The organism is Streptomyces sp. NPDC043867 (assembly GCF_056435845.1).
Map to the genome: position 1 here is coordinate 77,482 of NZ_JBWKDS010000008.1, position 18,945 is coordinate 96,426.

Below are 18,945 nucleotides of genomic sequence, written 5' to 3' on the forward strand. Positions count from 1 at the left end.
CGTAAGGAAGACAAAAACCCCTGGGGTGGAACCTGTGGCTCTCGTCCCCCCCCCCCCCCCCCCCCACCCACCCCCCCCCCCCCGCCCCCCCCCCCCCCCCCCCCCCCCCCCGGCCCGTTCCGGAACCGGCCATGACGACAAGCCCCGGGCCGATGCCCTGTGCGCTCTTGCCACGTCGGCCGTCCCGGCCCCTCCCCCACCGGCACGCCGCTCCCCGGTCCGGGTGGCACGCGGAGCTACGGTCAGCGGCATGGACAGTGATCGCCGTGGCCGGGTCCCGTGTCTGCTCGGCGGAGCGGTGTTCGCCGTGTGCATGGCCGGGACCACGCTGCCGACTCCGCTCTACGGCCTCTACCAGGAGAAGTTCGGTTTCTCCGAGTTGACGGTCACCGTCGTGTACGCCGTGTACGCGTTCGGAGTCATCGCCGTGCTGCTGCTGGCGGGCAACGCCTCGGACGCCGTCGGCAGACGTCCCGTTCTGCTGGTGGGACTGGGGTTCGCCGCGGCGAGCGCCACCTGCTTCCTGTGCGCCACCGGTCTGGGCTGGCTGTACGCGGGGCGGCTCCTTTCGGGACTGTCCGCCGGTCTGTTCACCGGGGCGGCCACGGCGTACGTCATGGATCTGGCACCGCCGGGCGAAGCCTCTCGCGCCACGTTCGTGGCCACGGCCGCCAACATGGGCGGGCTGGGCTGCGGCCCGCTGCTCGCGGGAGTGCTCGCACAGTACGCCGACCGGCCGCTGTACCTCCCGTTCACCGTCCACCTCGCGCTGGTGGCCTGCTCGGCGGCCGTTCTGCTGTGGCTGCCGGAGACCGTGCGCGAGCGGCGACCGCTGAGTACCGTTCGGCCGCAGCGCCCCAGCCTGCCCGGCCAGGTCCGAACGGTGTTCGGGCCGGCGGCGATCGCCTCGTTCGTCGGGTTCGCCCTGTTCGGCGTGTTCACGTCGGTCAGCCCGTCGTTCCTCGCGCAGTCCCTGGACGTGCGCAACCACGCTGTGAGCGGGCTGGTCGTCGCACTGGCCTTCTTCGCCTCGACCGGCGGGCAGCTGGCCGTCGGCCGGGTCGGGGTGAGGAGGTCACTGCCACTCGGCTGCGCGGGTCTTTTCACCGGGCTGGCGCTGCTCGCGGGTGCGCTGCGGTGGGAGTCGCTGCCGCTGGTGGTGCTGAGCGCGATCGTCGGCGGAGCCGGGCAGGGCCTGGCCTTTCGCGGAGCGTTGTCCGCGGTGGCCGGGGCGTCTCCCGCCGGTCGACGTGCCGCGGTCATCTCGACGTTGTTCGTCGTGGCCTACGCGGGCATCTCGGTGCCGGTCATCGGCGTGGGGCTGCTGGCGGGTCCGATCGGTCTGGAGGGCGCGGGGCTGGTGTTCATCGCGTGCATGGCCGTCCTGGTGACCGTCGCCGGCGTGTACTTGCTCCGGCGGCCGGTGCCGGCGAGGACCTAGCACGAGCGGCTTTCCGGCCAAGGCGTTCGCCCCGGCCGCGGGGCTCCGCCAACGCCGGGAACCCCGGGAACGGGAACGGACCGGTACATGTACCGTCGCCCCTCGTGGAGTTCATACGCAGGAGCACTGACCGCTTGCGGCCGGGCACGGAGGACTCCTGACGCCCGCTGCCCCGGCCTCCGTCTCGCGCCGGCGTGAGACGCGGCACGACGAGCTACGCCCTGAAACGCGAGGCGCGGGCCGCGGACACCGTGTCCGGGGCCCGCGCATGGAACCGCCCGCGCCCCGCGCCGGAACCGCGGGCCCCGAACACGGCTCAGCCGGCCTCGCCCGTGATGGCGACGCCGGCTGAGGCGGGGTACGTCAGGCGTGTCGGTGGGAACGCCGATTGCCTGTGATGAGGCGGTACAGCACGAGCAGGATGAGGGAACCGACGATCGCCGCCACCCAGGTCGACAGCTCGAAGAAGCCGTCCACCGAGTCGACGTCGAAGAGGACCTTCCCCAGCCAGCCTCCCAGCAGGGCGCCCGCGATACCGATCAGCATGGTGACGATGATTCCGCCCGGGTCCTTGCCGGGCAGCAACAGCTTGGCGATGGCACCGGCCAGCAGGCCGATCAGAATCCAGGCGATGATGCCCACGACTCCTCCTCAGACAATCGGAAGTGCGTTCCTTCTCCGAATGCACCCATAAGGCAAAGATAAACATCCCGTAAGCCGAGGCCTGCCCAGCGACCCCCGCCGGGCCGCAGACCGGCGACCCAGACCCGGCGAAGGCCGGGCCCTCCGGAGCGGGCCCCGTTGGTTCGAGGTCGCTGCGGCCGGGGACGGCGGATGGCGCGCAGCAGAAACCCGGCGGGCGTCGCGCGCCCGCTCGCACGGGGTCCGGACCTGCTGGAGAGGAACCGTGTCACGGAAGGCGTCCCGGCGTGTACGCCCGGGCCAGTACGCGTACATACTCCCGTCGGCAGACGCCCCGCCCCTCCCCCGCCGGGCACGGTGTCCAGATGAAAGCCAGCCGCCCCGCACGCCGGGCCTTCCTCGTCGTCCACGTAGCCGCCTCCGCGAGCTGGCTCGGGCTGTCGCTCGGACTGCTCGCCCTCGGGATCACCGCGACCACCACCTCGGGCGCGGCTTCCGTGGCGGCCTCCGCCCGGTCCATGAAGCTGTTCGCCGACTGGCTCCTGCTCCCCGTCGCGCTTCTCACCCTGGTCAGCGGCCTGCTGCTGTCCCTGAGCACCCATTGGGGTCTGGCAAGGTACAGGTGGGTCCACACGAAGTTCTGGCTGACTCTGGCGACGACCACCGCCACGGTCTTCGCGCTGCGCCCCGGGGTGAACGCGGCCGTCGCCGCACTCTCCGAGGGCGGCCCGCTGCCCGACGCCGGCGACCTCCTGTTCGGCCCGATTGTCTCTTTGTCCACATACGTCTTCATGACCGTGATCTCGGTCCTCAAGCCCTGGGGACTGACGCGACGCGGCCGGAGACTGCGCGGGACAGCTCGCGGCCCCACCGGCGCCGACCGCGCTCGCCGGACGGTTTGAGGCCCCCGGTCCCGGCTCCACGGTCAAGGGCGGGCCGCGCGTGTCACCGCCCCGCAGGAGACAGCGGATGCCTTCCCCTACGTGTCCGGGCCCTTAAAGCCGGCGCCCACGGGTATGTGGCTGTCGTGCCGAGAGCACCTCAGTGACGAAGCAGCACATATTGACAGGGCGTGTTACCCATGGTCATCCCGCTTAGGAAGCAGGCGTCGGATGAGCCAGGGCCGAACTCGGACGTGGCACTGAACTGGGAGATTTCCTGGGACGGTGGCGCGATGACAAGTGCGCATGCGCGACACGCGGCAAGCGCATTCCTTGAGCGGTCCCGGCAGTCCGGCCGGATTTCACCCACCCCGCGCGACACCCAGAACGTACAGCTCGTGGTCAGCGAGCTGGTCACCAACGTGTTGCGCCACACAGCCGGCGGCGGCAGCCTGCACATCGGCCTCGCGCCGGAGGGCGACAGCGCCCGGATCAGTGTCCGCGACACCTCCGCCCGCTCTCCCGAGGTGCTGGAGCGGGATCCCGGACGCCTCGGCGGACACGGCCTGGAGATCGTCGAGGCCGTCAGCCGCAGCCTCACTGTGGAGACCCGCCCGGACGGCACGGGCAAGGTGATCATCGTCGAGTTGCCGCTCGCCCGTCCGGAGCCGTCCAACTGGTCCTCCAAGCAGACGCGGGTCACCGGCGCGGGACGGCAACAGCCGGCGCGCTCCTCCCTGAAGTCCGACCAAGAGGCCTGAGCAACGGGGCCGCGCCCCGGTCGGCGTCTGCATCGAAACCGCTCGCCGCTCCCGAAGACGCGGCCGGGCGGCGACGGTGTTGACGCAAGTGATCGCGGTGACTGCCGAGAACGCCCGCTCGTCATCGGCGGGATATGTTGCTCGGGCACCCGGCTTCCGGCGACGGGCCGGCCGGTTCCGGTTCCGGTTCCGGTTCCGGTTCCGGTTCAAGTGGATTTCTCGACTCCGGTCACCGACTCGCACCGGCGGGACACCGTCGGTTACGGCAGGCAACTCATCAGTGAGGTGCGGTCATGGCTCACACAGTCAGTCCTGAACGCCGGCCCTGCGCCGTTTCGGTGCTCGGCGGGCCGACCACCGTCATCGATATGGGCGGTCTCCGTCTGGTGTGTGATCCCACCTTCGACGAAGCCGGCGATCACGGTTACCTGACGAAGACCGCCGGGCCCGCGGCCACGGAGGACGACCTCGGTGATGTCGACGCCGTCCTCGTCAGCCATGACCTGCATCCCGACAACCTGGACGACCGCGGGCGGGCGTTCGCTCTGCGTTCTCCGCTCGTGCTCACCGGTCCCGCGTCCGCCGACCGTCTGGGCTCACCCGCGCGGGGGCTCGCGACCTGGGAACCTGCCCGCCTCCCCCGCCCCGACGGCGGAACGCTCGAAGTATGCGCTGTTCCCGCCCAGCACGGGCCCGACGACGGGGATCGCGACCAGGACGGGCACGTGAACTGCGAGGTGACCGGGTTCGTGCTGCGCGGGGAGGGCCTGCCGACCCTTTACGTCAGCAGTGACAACGCCTCGGTCGGCATCGTCGCCAAGATCGCCCGCCGCATGGCGCCGGTCGATGTCGCGGTCGTGTTCATGGGGGCGGCCCGCGTGCCCGGCAAGATGCGCGGACGCCCGCTGACCCTGTCCGCGGAGCGGGCGAGCGCCGCGGTGTCCGTACTCGGAGCACCCGTCGTGATCCCCGCTCACTGCGACGGCTGGGCGCACTTCAGCGAGGGGCGCGCCGACATCGAGCGCGCGTTCGACGACGCGGGCCTTGCCGGGTGCCTGCGTACTGCCCAGAACGGCACGTGGATCGACCTGCCTTTCTGACGCGTCCCGGCGGCGACCGCCGCGCTGGTGTCACCCGTTCAAGAGGTGACCGGCAGCATCCGGCCTGCCGCCACCGGTCACGCTGGTGAGGGTGAGCAGGAACATCTTCCGCAAGGGTCATGGAAGTCGATCGCCACCTACCCCTCTCGCAATATCGTCACCCCCTTGACGGGTGACGCACCGCGATGCGAGCCTGGCACCCACAGAGCCACAGGGCTCTGCCCGCCACCGATTGAGCGGAGGGTCACCGTGGAAAGTCAGGGCATCATGGACAGCGCCGCGGCCGCGCGACACGCACGGTTCGGCAAGCTGCCCGCGCGCATCCGATACGAGGACACCATCGAGGAGCGGGCGGCAACGCCCGGCGGCCCGGCACGGAACCCCTACAACCCCGAGGGATCGTGGACGTCCTTCTCATGCCTGGCCGCCGACCTGGGCCTGTGAGTCGGCGCCCGCGAAAAGCGAAGGGCGCGGCACCCGTACGCCGCGCCCTTACGCGCCGGACTCACGCGCAGAACCGGGCGCACGGGCCGACCCGCCGGGTCGCCGGTGCACGCCTTGGCCGGCACACCAGTCACCTGTCAAGATAGTGATGTGAACCCAGACCACGTCTTCGTGTGCGGAAACCCGGCTCTCGACTTCGCCGCGACCCTCCGGGCGCGACGTTCGACGCGTTTCGAGATGTTCGCGACGCCGGACCGGCTGGACGCCTGGTACGTGGAGTCGGGAATCGTGGACGCGGTCTCCCCCAGCCAGGAGACCGACGTCGACCAGGCGACGGCCGTACGGGAAGCCGTGTACCGGCTGGTCACGGCTCGGCGGCTCGGCGAGGAGTACGCCAAGGGCGCGCTGGCCGTCGTGAACAGCGCGGCCCGCAGGCCTCCGGCGGTGCCCCAGCTGACCCCGTCCGGACGCTGGACGGCGGCGACATCCGAAGAAGCGCTGTCGGCGGTGGCGCGCCTCGCCATCGAGCTCCTGAACGGGCCGGACGTCCCGCTGCTCAAGGAGTGCGGCAACCCCGAGTGCACCCGCGTCTACATCGACCGCTCGCGGGGAATGCGGCGGCAGTGGTGCGGCATGGAGTCCTGCGGCAACAAACTCAAGGCCGCCGCGTACCGCGCTCGCAAGAAGACCGCGGACTCCGCAGCGGCCCACTGACCCCGTCGGCGCACCGGTCGGCCCGGGAGGAGCCCTCGCGCTCCCTCTGAGCCGACGGGATCAGCTCAGGCGCGAGACCTGGTAGTGGGCGACGCGCCAGCCTCCGTCCGTGCGCTTCAGCAGCAGACTCAGGCTGACGGTGACCGTGGGCCAGTCGGTGAACGAGAAGTCCACACCGAGATACCCGAGGACGAGATCGTCGCCGAGGCGTCTGGTTTCGAGAATCCGGTAGTCCGCGGTGAGCCCCAACGGCTGGGAGTCGTAGTAGTCCGCGATGGCCTCGCGACCCACGCTGTAGGGGTGCAGCCCTTGGAAGATGGCGTCCTCGGCGAACAGGGACGCGACCCGCTGCGGCTCGTGCCCGTCCACGGCCGCCTTCCACTGGTCGGCGACGCCGCGCAGGATCGCTTCCGTCTCCGTCGTGCTGTGCATCAGGGTTCTCCCGTCCATTGGAACCGCCGGCTTCCGAACCGGCGGACCCAACCAGGATGCCACTCACTAGGCGACTGGTCGACTATTGAGCAAAAAGTCTGGACGAGAGCGTGGCAGCGGCGAGGTGCCGCGGCCGCGGGGGAGACCGGCCGCGGGTCACGGTCGAACAGCTCCCGTCCAGTCCGCCGGAGGAACCGCGGGCCTGTTCAGCCGACGAGGGCGACCGGGGCGTCCCAGGCGTTGCGGTCCACGGTGATCGTGTGACCGCCGCGGGTCTCCTTGCTGTTGACCATGTACTGGTGGCCGCGGCTGTGGCCGGTGAACAGCTTGGGGTCCCAGGGCCAGTCCGTCGTAGTGGTGTTCTTCTTGTCCCACAACGCGTACCGAGGTTGCCCGGCAGGTCCGTCCTGTCGGAAGCCGTGGCGATGGCCTTGGCGCTGGAACTGCTGAAGCCGTAGTACCCGGCGCGGTAGGTCTTGGCCCGCAGGGTCTTGGTGAAAGAGCGTACGTACGTCAACACGGCGTCGTTGCACGCCTTGTTGGTGATGTCGTAGGGCTCCATGTCGAGGTAGACGGCGCTGCCGGCCTTCATTCCGAGCGCCGATGCCTTGGCGACCGCGTCGTTGGCGTTGCTCACACCCAGGGAAGCCGCCGTGGAGGCAGTGAGCTTCTCCGGGTTGTTGCCCGTCTGGCACGGGGGCTGGGCGCCGACGTAGAGCGGGATGAGCTTGTAGCCGAGGGAGTTGACCGACTTCACCCAGGACGCCGTGAGGTTGGGCTGAGCGCACCCGCGGTTCTTGCCACCGATGTAGACGGCGGCGGCACCGTAGAAGCCCGTGTTCCATGCCCTCATCGCCGCGAGAGAAGGCGCCGTGCATGCGTCGAACGCCCGGCCCGTATACGTCTTCTGCGCCGGCCAGGTGGTGGTTGCCATCGAGGTCTGCGCCGCGATCCCGGCGCCGGCGGCGACGACCACGCCCGTTATCGACCACGCGAGATAGCGGCCTTTTTTGGACAACCGGTGACTGGACATTCCCCACCCCTTTTGATCGCGGCCGACGGAGCGCCACTGGTGCGGCTCCGGGCCCGACGCGCGTGCGGAGTTCACCGTGGTGATGACTGCAGTGCCAGGTGGCGCCCGCAGCGGCGCGGTATGACTCCGACGTCCGGAGCGCTCCGTAGCCTACCCAAGATCAGGGGGCGGATTGGCAACCTGGCATGTCCATCAGTGCTGAGACTCGCCGTACGGGCAGGTGCTGCTTCCGGTCGCTCTGCCCCGGCCGTCGAGTGATCCCGACGCCCCCTGCGGCATCCTGGATCGCATCGTCGACGCCCGAGTCGGTTCCGGCGGCGCTCGCGCACTCCGCCGACCACGACTTCAGGACGCCATCATGTCGCGTACCAGCGGCGCGACGCGTGTCCCGAACAGCTCGATGTTCGTCATCAGCGTCCGGTGCGGCATCCCGTGCATCCCGTACTTGAGGTCGAAGCGGGTCGCGCCCAGCGTGCGCAGGGTCGCCGTGATCTTCCGGGCGACGGTTTCCGGGGAACCCACGTACAGGGAGCCCTCGGGGCCGGCGTCCCGCAGGAACTGCTGGAAGGTCGGTACGCGGAAGCCCCGCTGCCTGGCCACCCTGCGGATCGTGCTCTCGTAGTGCGGCCAGAACTCCTCGACCGCCTGCTCGTCCGTCTCCCCCACATGCCCCGGGGAGTGCACGCCCACCGGGCGTTCGGGCCGGTCCGACTTCTCGAGTGCCTCGCGGAAGAGTTCGGTGAAGGGGGCGAACCGCGCCGTCGGTCCGCCGATGATCGCGAGCATCAGCGAGAACCCGTGGCGCGCCGTACGGACGACCGACGGGCGAACAGGCCGACCTTCCGAACCGCGGCCCAGGATGACTTCCGCCCGGCCGTGGGAGACGGCGTCGAGTGTGGCGTAGCGCTGGTAGACGCGGACGGGATCGTCGGAGCTGATGACCGTGACGCCCGACGAGTTCCGGTGACTCGCGGACTCCGGCAAGTCGCTAGTTCCGCCGAGTCGGGGACGGCAAGAACCGTCGCAGGAGGTCGGAGGTCGGAGGTCAGGTCCTGGGAGTGCTCACCGGGAGCGGAGCACGTCCGTCCGGCCCGTCCCGAGGTCCTCAGGCAGCCACGGCGCTGCCCTCTCCCGCCGTCGCTCGGCGGGGGGCTCGCCGCCGCCGTGCATGCTGCGCCAGGATCTCGTCGGCGGCGCAGATCGCGTCGGCGACCGAGCGGGTGCCGGTCAGCATGCAGAGGGTACGCGTCACGTCGTCCAGCTCCCGCTGCCACTCACGCGTGCTCCTCTCCGCGAGAGCGATGCGTGCGCTCGCGTACCGGGCGAGAAGCTTTCTCACATGGCGCGGGTCCGGCGTCGACACGGTGACACCCCTTCGGTGATCTGTCCGGGAAACTGTTGTCCGTGTGCCCCGGACAAACGAGTCCATGCCCGCGCCCGGGCACGGACTTCGGCGGCAGGCCGGGCCCGACCTCGCTCGTGCGAGCCGCGTCCGCGTGCCGACCGGGACATACGTGGTGCCGGCACGATGCCCCCACCCGGCGCCACCGGCACCACTGGCCCACCACCGGCACGGGCGTCGGCGTCGGCGTCGGCGTCGGCGTCGGCGTCGGCCGGATCCGAGCGGTGCCTAGGCTTCCGGCATGAACGACATCACGCCCGAGATACGGATCAGACCCGGCACCCGGGCCGACGCACCCGCCGTGCTGGACATGCTCGACTCCGCGGTGGCCTGGATGAACGCCCGTGGCAACACCGAGCAGTGGGGCACGACACCGTACTCGAAGACGCCCGGCGGGGTGGCGCGCGTCGAGCGGTACACGACCGAGAACGCCCCCTACATCGCGGAGTCGGACGGGACACCTGTCGGCGCCATGGTGCTGGACTCCGGGCCCAGCCCGCGGATGCCGATCGCCCGGGCCCAGGAGCCCGAGCGGTACGTCCGGCTGCTGGTCTCCGACCGGCGGCACGCCGGTCTCGGCATCGGGGCGGCGCTGCTGGCCCATGCCGCCGACGAGACCCGGCGGGCCGGCGTGAGACTGCTGCGGGTCGACTGCTGGGCGGGCGGCGGGGGCGAGCTGGTCGCGTTCTACCAGCGCAACGGCTTCACCCCCACCGACCGTTTCCTGTCCAGCGGCTGGCCGGGGCAGGTGCTGCCCCGGCGCCTGGACTGACGGCTACGTGTCCGGTGGCCGGGCACCGTTCACGACGCCCACGCTCTCTGGACGCCCAACAGGGCTGCGGTTAGGAGCACTTGGGACGCGGGTTCCGCCTACGCAGTGCCAGCCGCCGGCGGAGACGGGCGGCAGGGAACATGCGGGCAGCCCGAGTGGGCCCCTACTTCGTGGAGACCCAGCTCCTCCTCAGGGACCTGGTCTGTGCGTCCCGAGGAGGTTGCCTCCCCTGGATGCGGGTGCGGGTGCGGGTGCGGGTGCGGTCCCGGCCGACCAGCCCCAGCAGGAAGCCCACCGGGATGGTGACAAGGCCCGGGGTCTGGAGCGGGTACCAGTGGAAGTCGCGGTCGGGGAAGAGCGCGATCGGCGTGCCCGAGACGGCCGGGGATCCCGCAAGCAACAGCACGATCAGCGGCAGCGTCCCGTAGACGGTCCAGCGCGCCCCGGTGGCCGTGTGGCCGGGCAGGAAGAGCGCGTACAGCAGGACCGGAGCGAGTACCGAGGCCGCGACGGTGAACGACATGGAGATCAGGGTCAGTCTGCCGCGGTCCTGGAGAAGCACCGAGAGGATCACGGCGGCGGCGCCGACCACGACGATGCCCACCCTTGCCCTGCGGATCTCTCCCCCGGGTGAGCGGCCCGGGGTCCCGTCGGCCGGGCGGGCGCCGAAGTCGCGGGCGAGACTGGACGCGGCGGCCAGGGTGATGCCCGCGACGGCCGCGAGAGTGGTGACGAAGACGGCACAGGCGACGATCGCGAACAGCATGCTGTGCCGCGCGCCCCCGGGGACCGGGTCGAGTGCGCCCGTCACCATCAGCAGGGCGGTGGCTCCCCCGGGGTCGGCGGCCCGTATCAGGTCCCGGCCGATCAGGGCACAGGCCCCGAGCCCGGCCACCACGACTCCGGCGCACACCACCGCGACGGGGCCCACGGCCCACCCGACGGCACGGCGCGCGGTCCGGGCGTCGCGCAGCGGGTGCAGCCGCATGGTGAGGTGCGGCAGGCAGGCGGCGCCGATCAGGAGGGTGGACTCGAAGCTGATCAGGTCCAGTCGCCCGGCGAAGGAGTGACCGAAGTGCAGTCCGGGGGCCGCGTAGTCGGAACCCGCCTCGGAGCGGTCCTGCGCGGCGCCGAAGAGGGCGAGGGGCGACCATCGGTACCGGGCGAGAACGAGCCCGGCGAGAAGCAGTACGGCGGTCAGGGTCACTCCGACCTTGAGAATCTGTACGTAGCCGATGCCACGCATCCCGCCGAACGCGGCGTAACAGACCATCAGGGTCCCGCCGGCGACGGTGCAGCCGGTCAGCGCGCCCTCCGGAAGACCGAACATGGCCGCCATGATGTGGCCGGCGGTGGACAGTTGCACCAGGAGCAGGGGGGCTAGCACGACGAGGGTGGCGATGCCGAGAGCGCGCCGTACGGAGACGTCGCCGAGCCGTTCGGCGAGGAAGTCGCCCAGGGTGAACACGCCCCGGCGGCGCAGGGGTTCACCCAGGATCCGCATGACGAGGTAGAGCGAGACGACGGTGGCGCAGGCGAAGAGGATGCCGTCGGTCCCGTCGAGGGCGACGGCTCCCGTGGTGCTGAGCAGGGTGGCCGCGGAGATGTAGTCGCCCGCGACGGCGAGCCCGCTGCCGACCGGACCGAAGGCGGCGCTGCCGCCCGCGTAGAAGTGCTCGGGGTCGTCCAAGTCGGCGGCGGCGAGACCGCACAGCAGCAGGGACACCGCGACGAACGCGAGGAAGACCATGGCGGCGAGCGACTGTCCGTCGCCGGTACTCACGGGCGGCGCTCCGGTGCCGCTGATGCGTTCAGGTGCGTTGGCGCGCCCGGGCCCGACGTCGCAGGGGAAGCAGGAGACATGCCGGACATGGCACCAGCGGCCCGGTGCCCCGTACAGGGGGCGGGGCGGGTGAGAGGCGAGTGCACAGCGAGGCCGGGGCGGCCTTGTGCTGAAGCACAGGGCCGCGCGGACCGGTGGGCGGGACGGTGGTCCGCGGGGCTTCGTGGCTTTCACGGGCGGCGTCGAGCCGGTGGGGGCGTGGCCGGCGAACTGCCCGTCCGGTCCGGTGGGGCAGGATGGAGCCATGAGCGTAGTCAAGATCAACGTACTGACCGTCCCTGCCGAGCAGCGGGAAACGCTGGAGAAGCGCTTCGCCTCCCGTGCCCATGCCGTGGAGAACTCCGACGGGTTCGAGTGGTTCGAACTCCTCCGCCCGGTCGAAGGCACCGACAGCTACCTCGTCTACACGCGGTGGCGTGACGAAGAGTCCTTCCAGGCGTGGATGGAGGGCCCGATGAAGGCCGCCCACCAGGGCGGCGGCGCCACGGAAGGAGGGGAGCGTCCCAAGCCGGCGGCGAGCGGGTCCACGTTGTGGTCGTTCGAGGTCGTGCAGCAGGCGGCTCCGAAGGACGCGTAGTTCGTCCCGCGTGGTTCGTATCGCGTCCGGCCGCGCAAGCGGCCGGACGGCGGTCACGCGTTGGCGGCGGTCACGCGTCGGGGGCACTCGTCCGGGGCGGCCTGTTCTTGCGGCCGAGCCGCGCGACTTGCGGCCCGCCCGTGCGACTGACGGCCGAGCCCGCGCAGCCGGCGGCCCGGCACACGGCACTCCGATACCTGGTGCCCGGCACCCCGGCGGTCGGGGAGACGCACGTCACATTCGCTCCTGTCACATGTCGTCGAGCGGCTCCGTCAGTGAGGTGTAACCCGACGACGGCACAGGAGTTCACCATGGACGCTCGCTTGAACCTCTACGGCAACCCGGTCGCGACCAAGTTCCTGAGGTACATCAACTCGGCCGGCAAGGTGCTTTCCGACTCGACGCTCCCCGCCGAGACCCAGGAACTGGTGAAGATCCGCGCCAGCCAGATCAACGGCTGCGGCTTCTGCACCGACATGCACACCAAGGACGCCGCGCACGCCGGGGAGACCTCGACGCGTCTCCATCTGATCGCCGCCTGGCGGGAGGCCAAGGTCTTCACCGAGGCCGAGCGGGCCGCCCTGGAACTGACCGAGCAGGGCACCCGTACCGCCGACGCGGCCGGCGGCGTCACCGACGAGGCCTGGGCGGACGCCGCCAAGCACTACGACGAGGACCAGCTCGCCGCCCTGGTGTCCCTCATCGCCCTCATCAACGCCTACAACCGCGTCAACGTCATCGTCCAGCAGCCCGCCGGCGACTACCAGCCCGGCCAGTTCGGATAGAAGCGCGTATCCGGTCTGCACAACCGGGCGACGCCATTCCACATGCCGGCCACGCGCCACGCACCACGCGAACCCCTGGATCCGTGGATCCGCGGGGCGGTGCGCGGCGCGCGTGGCCGGAGCACTACGCGTGCCGTCTCACCAGGTGTGCGCGACGTCCACCACGAGCCGGTCGTCCAGTTGCAGCACGCGGAACGGCAGCCGCGCCCGCACGCCCAGACCGAGCTGGGTGTCACCCTCGAAGCTGCCGGCGAAACGCGTGTCCCTGAACGTCTTGTAGCCGGTGAGGTTGACGCCGGGAAGCGGCTGCGCCGCCTGCCCCGGGTAGGTCGGCGAACCCGTCTCCGGGTCGTAGCTCGGCGCCCCCGCGCGCACCTCGATCACGGCACCGCCGCCGACCGGGATGTACTGGCCCGAGCCGTCCTGATACAGCCGGTCCACGTACTGGACGTGGTAGCCGAGGCCGCTGGTGCCCCCGCCGGGGATGTCCAGCACCATCCGGTCGAAACACTCGTGCCGGCCCGTTCTGACGTCCGTCAGCGATGCCGAGGTGGTCGCGGCCCCGCTCTTCGGGCCGCTGCCCCAGGCCGTCGCGCAGGCCGTTGCTCGTGTCGTAGCCGCACCCGCGGCTGCGGCCGGAACGGCCGTCACGCCCAGTCCCCCGGCCGCGAGTACGAGCGCCGCCATTGCCATACCGCTCCTGCGCATGACATCCCCCTGTCGGTTCAGTGCCGCCCCGCCCCGTGCGGGCAGCTACGAAAATGAGACAGTCCGGCGGCGTAAAAGGTTGTGTTCCGTGCCGAAGTTCGCCGGGTCATGTCGTGGAGTCCCGGTGGGGAGGCCAGCCCAGCCGAACGCATGCCTGAACCCGGGGCCGGGGTCGCCCACATGTACGTATGGCGACATCCCGGTCGTCCCACCTGTTCACAGCAGCGTCATGGCTCGCTTGCCCAGTCGCCGCAACGGACCTCCCCCGAACAGCACACCGTTGCCTGTGCTTTCACGCGAGATGTCGCCACTGTCGGTTTCATCCCGCCGCTATGCGACGGCCGGTACGGGGTATAGGGCCGCCAACAGCACTACCCACCCCCCGTTAGGAACCGAGAATGACTGACGACGCCTACCTCGTCCTGTTGGACGGCGCGGCCGCGACGCTCGGGGTCCCCCCGGCAGCAGTAGGAGACCTGGCGTGTCTGGAGACCCCCGCCGTCCAGGCGTGGCTCAACGCGCAGGGCATCACGGCGGCGTCGCCGCAGCTGCGTCTGCTGCCGCCGGAGGAGACCTCGGCCGTCCCGGAGGACGCCGAACGCCTGCCCGTCCCCCTCAGCGACGAGGAGCTGAGCCTCGTACGCAACCAGTCCGCACCTCAGGACATCGCCCGGCTGGAGCAGGAGCTGCTGGCCTACCGTTCCTGCACCGACGGTCGCGACGCGCTGCTGACGCGTGCACTTGCCGCCGGTGTGCCGGCGCACCGCGTCGCGGAACTCACCGGTGAAGAGCTGACGGCCGTGAAAGCCGCCTGCCGCTGAACAGTCTCCTTGCCGTAGCCCCGGCCGACCGGAGCGTGCCGGACGGATGTTCCGGCACGCTCCGGCGCCAGTGGAATCCGGTCACGTGGACCGCAAACCCTGTCGAGCTGCCGCCCTCGCCGACCACGCCTGCACCGCACCGGATCACCGCCGCGCGCACGGAGCGGGCCGTCGTCCAGGGTGAGTGCTGCCATGCGGAGGTTGCCGGGTCACTGGCACGGCGGACGGTAGGGGATGCCCGCCAGGTACCTCCGCCACGCGGCTCGTGTGATGTCCGGTCGGCCCTGGGCGCAGGCGTGGGCGATGACGCGGGGGAAGTCGAGTGGCAGCACCCGCACCATGCCGTCGTACACACCGGAGAACAGCGTGCCACCGTCGGGTGAGAAGCGGAGGGAGGAGACCGCGGTGCGGTACCCGGTGAGCTCAATTCCGCGTCGGGGGTGAGCCAGGTCGGTGACGTCCCACGAGCGGACCGTACGGTCGTCGCTCCCGGTCGTCACGGTGTGCCCGTCGGGGCTGAACGCGAGGGCGCCCACGACGTCGCTGTGGCCGGTGAGCGCCGCGACCTCGCGGGGCCGCCGGTCGCGCACGGACCACAGCCGGACGGCTGCCTCCCCGCCGCCGGACGTGGCGAGGACGTCCTCCCGCGGGCTGAAGGCGACGGCGAAGACGCCGAGGTGGTGCGCCCGCCAGCGGGCCAGCCGGACGGGCGCGCGAGGAACTTCCACGTCCCAGAGCTGTACTCTCTCGTCCTCGCCGGCCGTGGCCAGGGTGTGCCCGTCCCGGCTGAAGGCGACGCAGCGCACCGTGTCGGTGTGGCCCTTCAGCACGCTCAGCCGTTTCGGGCGCCGCGGGTTCCCGGTGTCCCACAGCCGGGTGGTGCGGTCGTTGCCGGCGCTCGCCAGGATCCGGCCGTCGGGGCTGAACGCGAGCGCGCGGATGCTGCCGGTGTGGGCGCCGGTGGCCGACAGCAGTTGCGGGCGCCCCGGGTCGCCGACGTCCCACAGCCGGATCCTCCGGTCGGTGCCGGCGACGGCCAGGAGGTGACCGCGAGGGCTCATCTCCACGGCGTGGACGGTGGTTTCGTGTTCCGGCAGGGTGGCGAGTAGCCGGACTTTCGACGGCCGGCCCACGTCCCACAGCCGTACGGCGCCGTCGCCTCCCCCCGTGGCCATCGTCCCGCCGTGCGCCGCGAGGGACAGCGAGAGCAGTTCGCCCCGGTGTCCGGACCACGAGGGCATGAGCGTACTGAGCAGACTGTCCCGGGTGGCACGGGTGGGTGCCAGCCGGTGCGCGACGAGAGCGAGTTGCACGGCGAGGGCCGGGTGCTGTCCCGCGAGCTCGGGGGCCCTGGCCGCCGCGTTCTGTGCGACGGCGCGGTTGCGCTGCCTGGTCATCTGCTCGTTGGCGCGCATGGCGTACGCGGTCATCGCCATGGTGAGCACGAGCAGCGCGGCGAGTGCGGTGACCAGCATCCGCATCCGGCGGGCGCGGCGGTGTGCGGTCTCGGTCTCGGCCGTCTCCGCCGCGGTTCCGGCCTCCAGGAAGGCCTGCTCCCGCCGGGTGAGCTCGATGCCGCCCGAGTCCGCCAGCTGTCGCCCCAGTGCGAGACGTGCGCCCCGGTACAGGACTCCGGGGTCCCGGCCGAGGGACTCCCACACCGCCGCGGCCTCCGTGAGCCGCCGGTGCTCACGCAGTGTCTGTCTGGTGCCGGTCAGCCAGCCGCGCAGCCTGGGCCAGCCGCGGATCAGCGCCTCGTGGGTGATTTCCAGCCGCTGCCCGTCGAGGGTGATCAGACGGGACTCGGCGGCGCGCTCGAGAACGACCCGGGTGTCGTCGTCCGGGTCGAGTTCGCTGCGCTCGACCCGGCGCTTGGTGTCCTCCGTGCCCTCGCCCGGTGCGGTGAGTCGCAGGAAGACCTGGCGGGCGACGACCCGCCGACGCGCGTCGAGCCCGCCGTAGAAGGCCTCCGCCGTCTGCGCGAGCGAGCCCTCCACCCCGCCGGAAGCGCGGAAGCCGTCGAGGGTGAGCTGGTTGCCGCGACGGCGGCGCCAGGTCTCCAGGAGCACGTGCGAGAGCAGCGGCAGTACCGCCCCGTGGCCCTGGGCGTGCGTGACGAGGTGGGTGAGCAGCCGTCCCTCCACCCGGCACCCCGCCCGGGCGGCGGGTTCGACTATGGCGCGGTGCAGTTCGTCGGCGCTCATCGGACCGACGGTGACCTGGGCGTCGCGCATCGCGTCCACCAGTTCGGCCTGTTCGGCGCAGTGGGAGTAGAAGTCGGCGCGTATGCCGAGGACCACCCGGCAGCGGCTGTTCGCGGTCCGGGCGCAGTGGACCAGCGCGGTGATGAAGCGTGTCCGCTCCTCCTGCCCCTGGCAGACGGTGAACAGCTCTTCGAACTGGTCGACGACGAGGACGGCCTCGGCGTCCGGCCCTTGTTCCGCGGCGATACTGCGCAGCGTCCGGTGCAGGTTACGCGGCTCGGCGGTGAAGTCCTGGTGGAGCCGGCCCGGCGTCGTCCGTGCCGGCGCGGCGAGCAGGATCGCGGCCTCCTCCACCGGGTGCGGTCCCGGTGTGAGAAGGAAGACCTGGCGGTCGCGGGCGCGCAGTCGGGGCAGCAGCCCGGCGCGCAGGACCGAGGACTTCCCCGCGCCCGACGCCCCGAAAACGGCGACGAACCGCTGCTTCGCCACCCGGGCCACGAGGTCGTCCACGAGGCGTTCCCGGCCGAAGAACCAGGGGGAGTCGTCGGCCTGGAAAGCGGCCAGCCCGGCGTACGGCGCGCGCCGCGGGCTCTCGGCGTCGTCGCGCTCCGGGTCCGGGGCGTCCCGCAGCGCGGCCTCCGCCGCGAGTTCCGTGGCGACATCGTGCCAGCGCGGCTCCCACCGGTCCGGGTCACCGCCGCAGGCGCGGACGTACGCCAGTGTCACGTCCAGGGAGGGGAGTTTGTGCCCGGCTGCGGCGCCCGAGAGCGTGGCGACGGAGAAGTGGGCGATCCCCGACAGGGTGCGGTAGGAGGGGCTGCCGACGTCGTGGCGCAGCCGGCGCAGGTCCGCGGCGAACCTGCGCAGCGCCGCGTTCCCCTGCGGGAGCGGCTGCTCCCTGCGCGGCATGGTGCGACCCCCTCACGCTCCACGTGCTCATGACCGTGTCCGCCACTTGGTGAGTGCCGACCCGATGATGATCCCGTGCGCTCGGCGGTGCCGGGCCCGGCCGGCGTCGAAAGGCTCGATCGCGCCGTGGGTCCGGGTCCCGTCGTACGCCGTACCAAGTTCCTTGAAGTGCTTGAGGGAGGAAATCCCTTCTGCGGCTCGGCCGAAAAGTCTCATCGGTGCGTCACGGCGCAGGGCGTGGGCGGTTTCAGGGCGCGAGGACACCCAGCAGCTGTTCGCCGCGCCGGGTCAGCAGGAGCCGTACCTGCTGGCCTTGGCGCTTGCGGCGGACGAGCCCGGCCGTCTCCAGCAGCTTGCAGTGATGCGTCGTGGCGCCGGGCGCACAGCTCAGCAGGGAGCTGATCTCGCCCATGCTCAGCCCCCGGTGCGCGACCCGCATCACCCGGGCGCGCATCCCGCCGAGAACCGCCTCCAGCGGATCGAGGGCGCGGCGACTCGTGGTGGCCGCACCGGATACCGAGTCCCGCAGTCCCGGCACGGGGTAGCCGATCCAGCTCGGGCCCCGTCGGCCGAGGGAGTGCACGGAAGCCGTGGTGCCGGACACCAGGGGCACGAGCAGGAGCCTGCGGTCGACGAGCTCCAGCGGGCCCCGGTCCGTGGGGCCGCCCGGCAGGGCCAAACCCTCGCCGGTACGGCGGACGCGCGGCCCCAGACGCGCGAGCGCCGAGTCCAGCGTTCCGGTGACTGTGGCGACGCCGATGCGTTCGGCCTCGAGTTCGATCAGGTGCCGCGACCGTCGCCACATCGGCGCGAAAGCCGCCCAGATGCCCGCCGTGGCCGCGACCAAGGCGTGGACGAACGGCGCCGGCCCGTCGAGTACACGTTGCCAGGCGTGCGGAACTCCGTCCGGGAAGCGCTCGGTGACCTCACCGGCGAGCTGCTCGGGTGTGACCGCGGCGATCCGGTCGAGCTGCGCGGCCACGGGGTTCGGGTCGAGCGGGAGGGGCGACACGCAGTCGGGCAGCCACAGCCCGCGGGGCTCGCACGCGGGGCCCAGCGTCCGCGCCGCACCGCTCGGACACGCGGCACGGGCCGCCGACCGCCATCCCGGCGGTACACCCTGGACCGCCGCACCGAGCGCGTCGGCCAGCAGCGAGAGCACCGTGGGCAGGGGCTGCCTGCCCACGGAGACCTTCAGATCGTCGGCCGAACCCAGCCGCAGGACCGTTTCGCGCATTGCCCCGTCCCCCATTCCCCGACATACCCCGGCCGCTCGCCACCGGTGCGGACGGGCCCTCGGTCTTCCAGCCCTACCAGGGGGACGTTGTTCACGATCCGACGCGGAACGCCGAACAACGCGACGCGAACAACGACCGCACCGCAATTCGTAAGAAAGTAGTGTTTTGAATGGTTTCTCCGGATCACCCTGAGGGGACAAGGCCATGAGGGGCCGCCGAAAAGGCCGAGTGCGTCAAG

At 71.4% G+C, this 18,945-nt stretch carries 18 protein-coding genes and 1 pseudogene; 10 read left to right on the forward strand and 9 right to left on the reverse strand.

What is annotated here, in order from left to right; genetic code table 11:
- Window positions 1-250: 250 nt before the first annotated feature.
- Window positions 251-1,441, forward strand: a complete 1,191-nt coding sequence (locus AC069T_RS10410) for an MFS transporter (protein ID WP_478782338.1) — start codon at window positions 251-253, stop codon at window positions 1,439-1,441.
- 363 nt (window positions 1,442-1,804) lie between these two features.
- On the opposite strand, the gene AC069T_RS10415 is transcribed toward AC069T_RS10410, so the two are convergent.
- On the reverse strand, window positions 1,805-2,083 hold the full coding sequence (locus tag AC069T_RS10415) for a GlsB/YeaQ/YmgE family stress response membrane protein (RefSeq protein WP_358852397.1): 279 nt from the start codon (window positions 2,081-2,083) through the stop codon (window positions 1,805-1,807).
- A gap of 365 nt (window positions 2,084-2,448) precedes the next feature.
- Here AC069T_RS10415 and AC069T_RS10420 point away from each other — a divergent pair, with 365 nt between their 5' ends.
- From AC069T_RS10420 to AC069T_RS10440, 5 genes are all read left to right on the forward strand, one after another.
- Window positions 2,449-2,985: a DUF2269 domain-containing protein gene (locus AC069T_RS10420; protein WP_478782339.1), complete on the forward strand. Its 537-nt coding sequence runs from the start codon at window positions 2,449-2,451 to the stop codon at window positions 2,983-2,985.
- A gap of 272 nt (window positions 2,986-3,257) precedes the next feature.
- Window positions 3,258-3,725, forward strand: a complete 468-nt coding sequence (locus AC069T_RS10425; RefSeq protein ID WP_478782340.1) for an ATP-binding protein — start codon at window positions 3,258-3,260, stop codon at window positions 3,723-3,725.
- Between the two features lie 293 nt (window positions 3,726-4,018).
- Window positions 4,019-4,825, forward strand: a complete 807-nt coding sequence (locus AC069T_RS10430) for an MBL fold metallo-hydrolase (protein WP_478782341.1) — start codon at window positions 4,019-4,021, stop codon at window positions 4,823-4,825.
- Window positions 4,826-5,074: 249 nt separating this feature from the next.
- Window positions 5,075-5,269 (forward strand): hypothetical protein, encoded by a 195-nt coding sequence (locus AC069T_RS10435; RefSeq protein ID WP_478782342.1) that lies wholly within the window; start codon window positions 5,075-5,077, stop codon window positions 5,267-5,269.
- Window positions 5,270-5,419: 150 nt separating this feature from the next.
- Window positions 5,420-5,983, forward strand: a complete 564-nt coding sequence (locus tag AC069T_RS10440; RefSeq protein ID WP_478782343.1) for a CGNR zinc finger domain-containing protein — start codon at window positions 5,420-5,422, stop codon at window positions 5,981-5,983.
- 60 nt (window positions 5,984-6,043) lie between these two features.
- Here the strand turns inward: AC069T_RS10440 and AC069T_RS10445 are convergent, their stop codons facing one another.
- The 4 genes and pseudogenes from AC069T_RS10445 to AC069T_RS10460 form a co-directional block, all read right to left on the reverse strand.
- On the reverse strand, window positions 6,044-6,415 hold the full coding sequence (locus AC069T_RS10445; protein ID WP_478782344.1) for an SgcJ/EcaC family oxidoreductase: 372 nt from the start codon (window positions 6,413-6,415) through the stop codon (window positions 6,044-6,046).
- Between the two features lie 206 nt (window positions 6,416-6,621).
- Window positions 6,622-7,448: pseudogene (locus AC069T_RS10450) on the reverse strand (glycoside hydrolase domain-containing protein).
- A gap of 345 nt (window positions 7,449-7,793) precedes the next feature.
- Window positions 7,794-8,432 carry an LLM class flavin-dependent oxidoreductase gene (locus AC069T_RS10455; protein ID WP_478782345.1) on the reverse strand — a complete coding sequence of 213 codons (639 nt, stop codon included), beginning with the start codon at window positions 8,430-8,432 and terminating at the stop codon, window positions 7,794-7,796.
- Between the two features lie 121 nt (window positions 8,433-8,553).
- On the reverse strand, window positions 8,554-8,811 hold the full coding sequence (locus AC069T_RS10460; protein WP_478782346.1) for a DUF5133 domain-containing protein: 258 nt from the start codon (window positions 8,809-8,811) through the stop codon (window positions 8,554-8,556).
- 280 nt (window positions 8,812-9,091) lie between these two features.
- On the opposite strand from AC069T_RS10460, the gene AC069T_RS10465 reads away from it, so the two are divergent.
- On the forward strand, window positions 9,092-9,622 hold the full coding sequence (locus AC069T_RS10465; protein ID WP_478782347.1) for a GNAT family N-acetyltransferase: 531 nt from the start codon (window positions 9,092-9,094) through the stop codon (window positions 9,620-9,622).
- Between the two features lie 163 nt (window positions 9,623-9,785).
- Here AC069T_RS10465 and AC069T_RS10470 read toward each other — a convergent pair whose 3' ends face one another.
- The gene (locus tag AC069T_RS10470; RefSeq protein WP_478782348.1) at window positions 9,786-11,405 is read right to left on the reverse strand and encodes a sodium/solute symporter; all 1,620 of its coding nucleotides are present in this window, start codon (window positions 11,403-11,405) and stop codon (window positions 9,786-9,788) included.
- A 304-nt stretch (window positions 11,406-11,709) separates the two neighbouring features.
- On the opposite strand from AC069T_RS10470, the gene AC069T_RS10475 reads away from it, so the two are divergent.
- Both AC069T_RS10475 and AC069T_RS10480 read left to right on the forward strand, forming a co-directional pair.
- Window positions 11,710-12,042 carry an antibiotic biosynthesis monooxygenase family protein gene (locus tag AC069T_RS10475; RefSeq protein ID WP_478782349.1) on the forward strand — a complete coding sequence of 111 codons (333 nt, stop codon included), beginning with the start codon at window positions 11,710-11,712 and terminating at the stop codon, window positions 12,040-12,042.
- Window positions 12,043-12,353: 311 nt separating this feature from the next.
- Window positions 12,354-12,827: a carboxymuconolactone decarboxylase family protein gene (locus AC069T_RS10480; RefSeq protein WP_478782350.1), complete on the forward strand. Its 474-nt coding sequence runs from the start codon at window positions 12,354-12,356 to the stop codon at window positions 12,825-12,827.
- Between the two features lie 138 nt (window positions 12,828-12,965).
- On the opposite strand, the gene AC069T_RS10485 is transcribed toward AC069T_RS10480, so the two are convergent.
- On the reverse strand, window positions 12,966-13,535 hold the full coding sequence (locus AC069T_RS10485) for an AMIN-like domain-containing (lipo)protein (RefSeq protein ID WP_478782351.1): 570 nt from the start codon (window positions 13,533-13,535) through the stop codon (window positions 12,966-12,968).
- Between the two features lie 398 nt (window positions 13,536-13,933).
- On the opposite strand from AC069T_RS10485, the gene AC069T_RS10490 reads away from it, so the two are divergent.
- On the forward strand, window positions 13,934-14,356 hold the full coding sequence (locus AC069T_RS10490) for a DUF6003 family protein (protein WP_476753302.1): 423 nt from the start codon (window positions 13,934-13,936) through the stop codon (window positions 14,354-14,356).
- A 209-nt stretch (window positions 14,357-14,565) separates the two neighbouring features.
- On the opposite strand, the gene AC069T_RS10495 is transcribed toward AC069T_RS10490, so the two are convergent.
- Together AC069T_RS10495 and AC069T_RS10500 are read right to left on the reverse strand one after the other, a co-directional pair.
- A complete protein-coding gene (locus AC069T_RS10495) occupies window positions 14,566-17,469 on the reverse strand; it encodes an nSTAND1 domain-containing NTPase (protein WP_478782352.1) in 2,904 nt (967 codons plus the stop codon).
- 247 nt (window positions 17,470-17,716) lie between these two features.
- On the reverse strand, window positions 17,717-18,706 hold the full coding sequence (locus AC069T_RS10500; RefSeq protein ID WP_478782353.1) for a hypothetical protein: 990 nt from the start codon (window positions 18,704-18,706) through the stop codon (window positions 17,717-17,719).
- Window positions 18,707-18,945: the final 239 nt, after the last annotated feature.

Coding starts and splice junctions, on each gene's coding strand:
- AC069T_RS10410 (WP_478782338.1), top strand. CDS start 251: ATGGACAGTGATCGCCGTGGCCGGGTCCCGTGTCTGCTCGGCGGAGCG.
- AC069T_RS10420 (WP_478782339.1), top strand. CDS start 2,449: ATGAAAGCCAGCCGCCCCGCACGCCGGGCCTTCCTCGTCGTCCACGTA.
- AC069T_RS10425 (WP_478782340.1), top strand. CDS start 3,258: ATGACAAGTGCGCATGCGCGACACGCGGCAAGCGCATTCCTTGAGCGG.
- AC069T_RS10430 (WP_478782341.1), top strand. CDS start 4,019: ATGGCTCACACAGTCAGTCCTGAACGCCGGCCCTGCGCCGTTTCGGTG.
- AC069T_RS10445 (WP_478782344.1), bottom strand. CDS start 6,415: ATGCACAGCACGACGGAGACGGAAGCGATCCTGCGCGGCGTCGCCGAC.
- AC069T_RS10465 (WP_478782347.1), top strand. CDS start 9,092: ATGAACGACATCACGCCCGAGATACGGATCAGACCCGGCACCCGGGCC.
- AC069T_RS10475 (WP_478782349.1), top strand. CDS start 11,710: ATGAGCGTAGTCAAGATCAACGTACTGACCGTCCCTGCCGAGCAGCGG.
- AC069T_RS10480 (WP_478782350.1), top strand. CDS start 12,354: ATGGACGCTCGCTTGAACCTCTACGGCAACCCGGTCGCGACCAAGTTC.
- AC069T_RS10485 (WP_478782351.1), bottom strand. CDS start 13,535: ATGCGCAGGAGCGGTATGGCAATGGCGGCGCTCGTACTCGCGGCCGGG.
- AC069T_RS10490 (WP_476753302.1), top strand. CDS start 13,934: ATGACTGACGACGCCTACCTCGTCCTGTTGGACGGCGCGGCCGCGACG.
- AC069T_RS10495 (WP_478782352.1), bottom strand. CDS start 17,469: ATGCCGCGCAGGGAGCAGCCGCTCCCGCAGGGGAACGCGGCGCTGCGC.
- AC069T_RS10500 (WP_478782353.1), bottom strand. CDS start 18,706: ATGCGCGAAACGGTCCTGCGGCTGGGTTCGGCCGACGATCTGAAGGTC.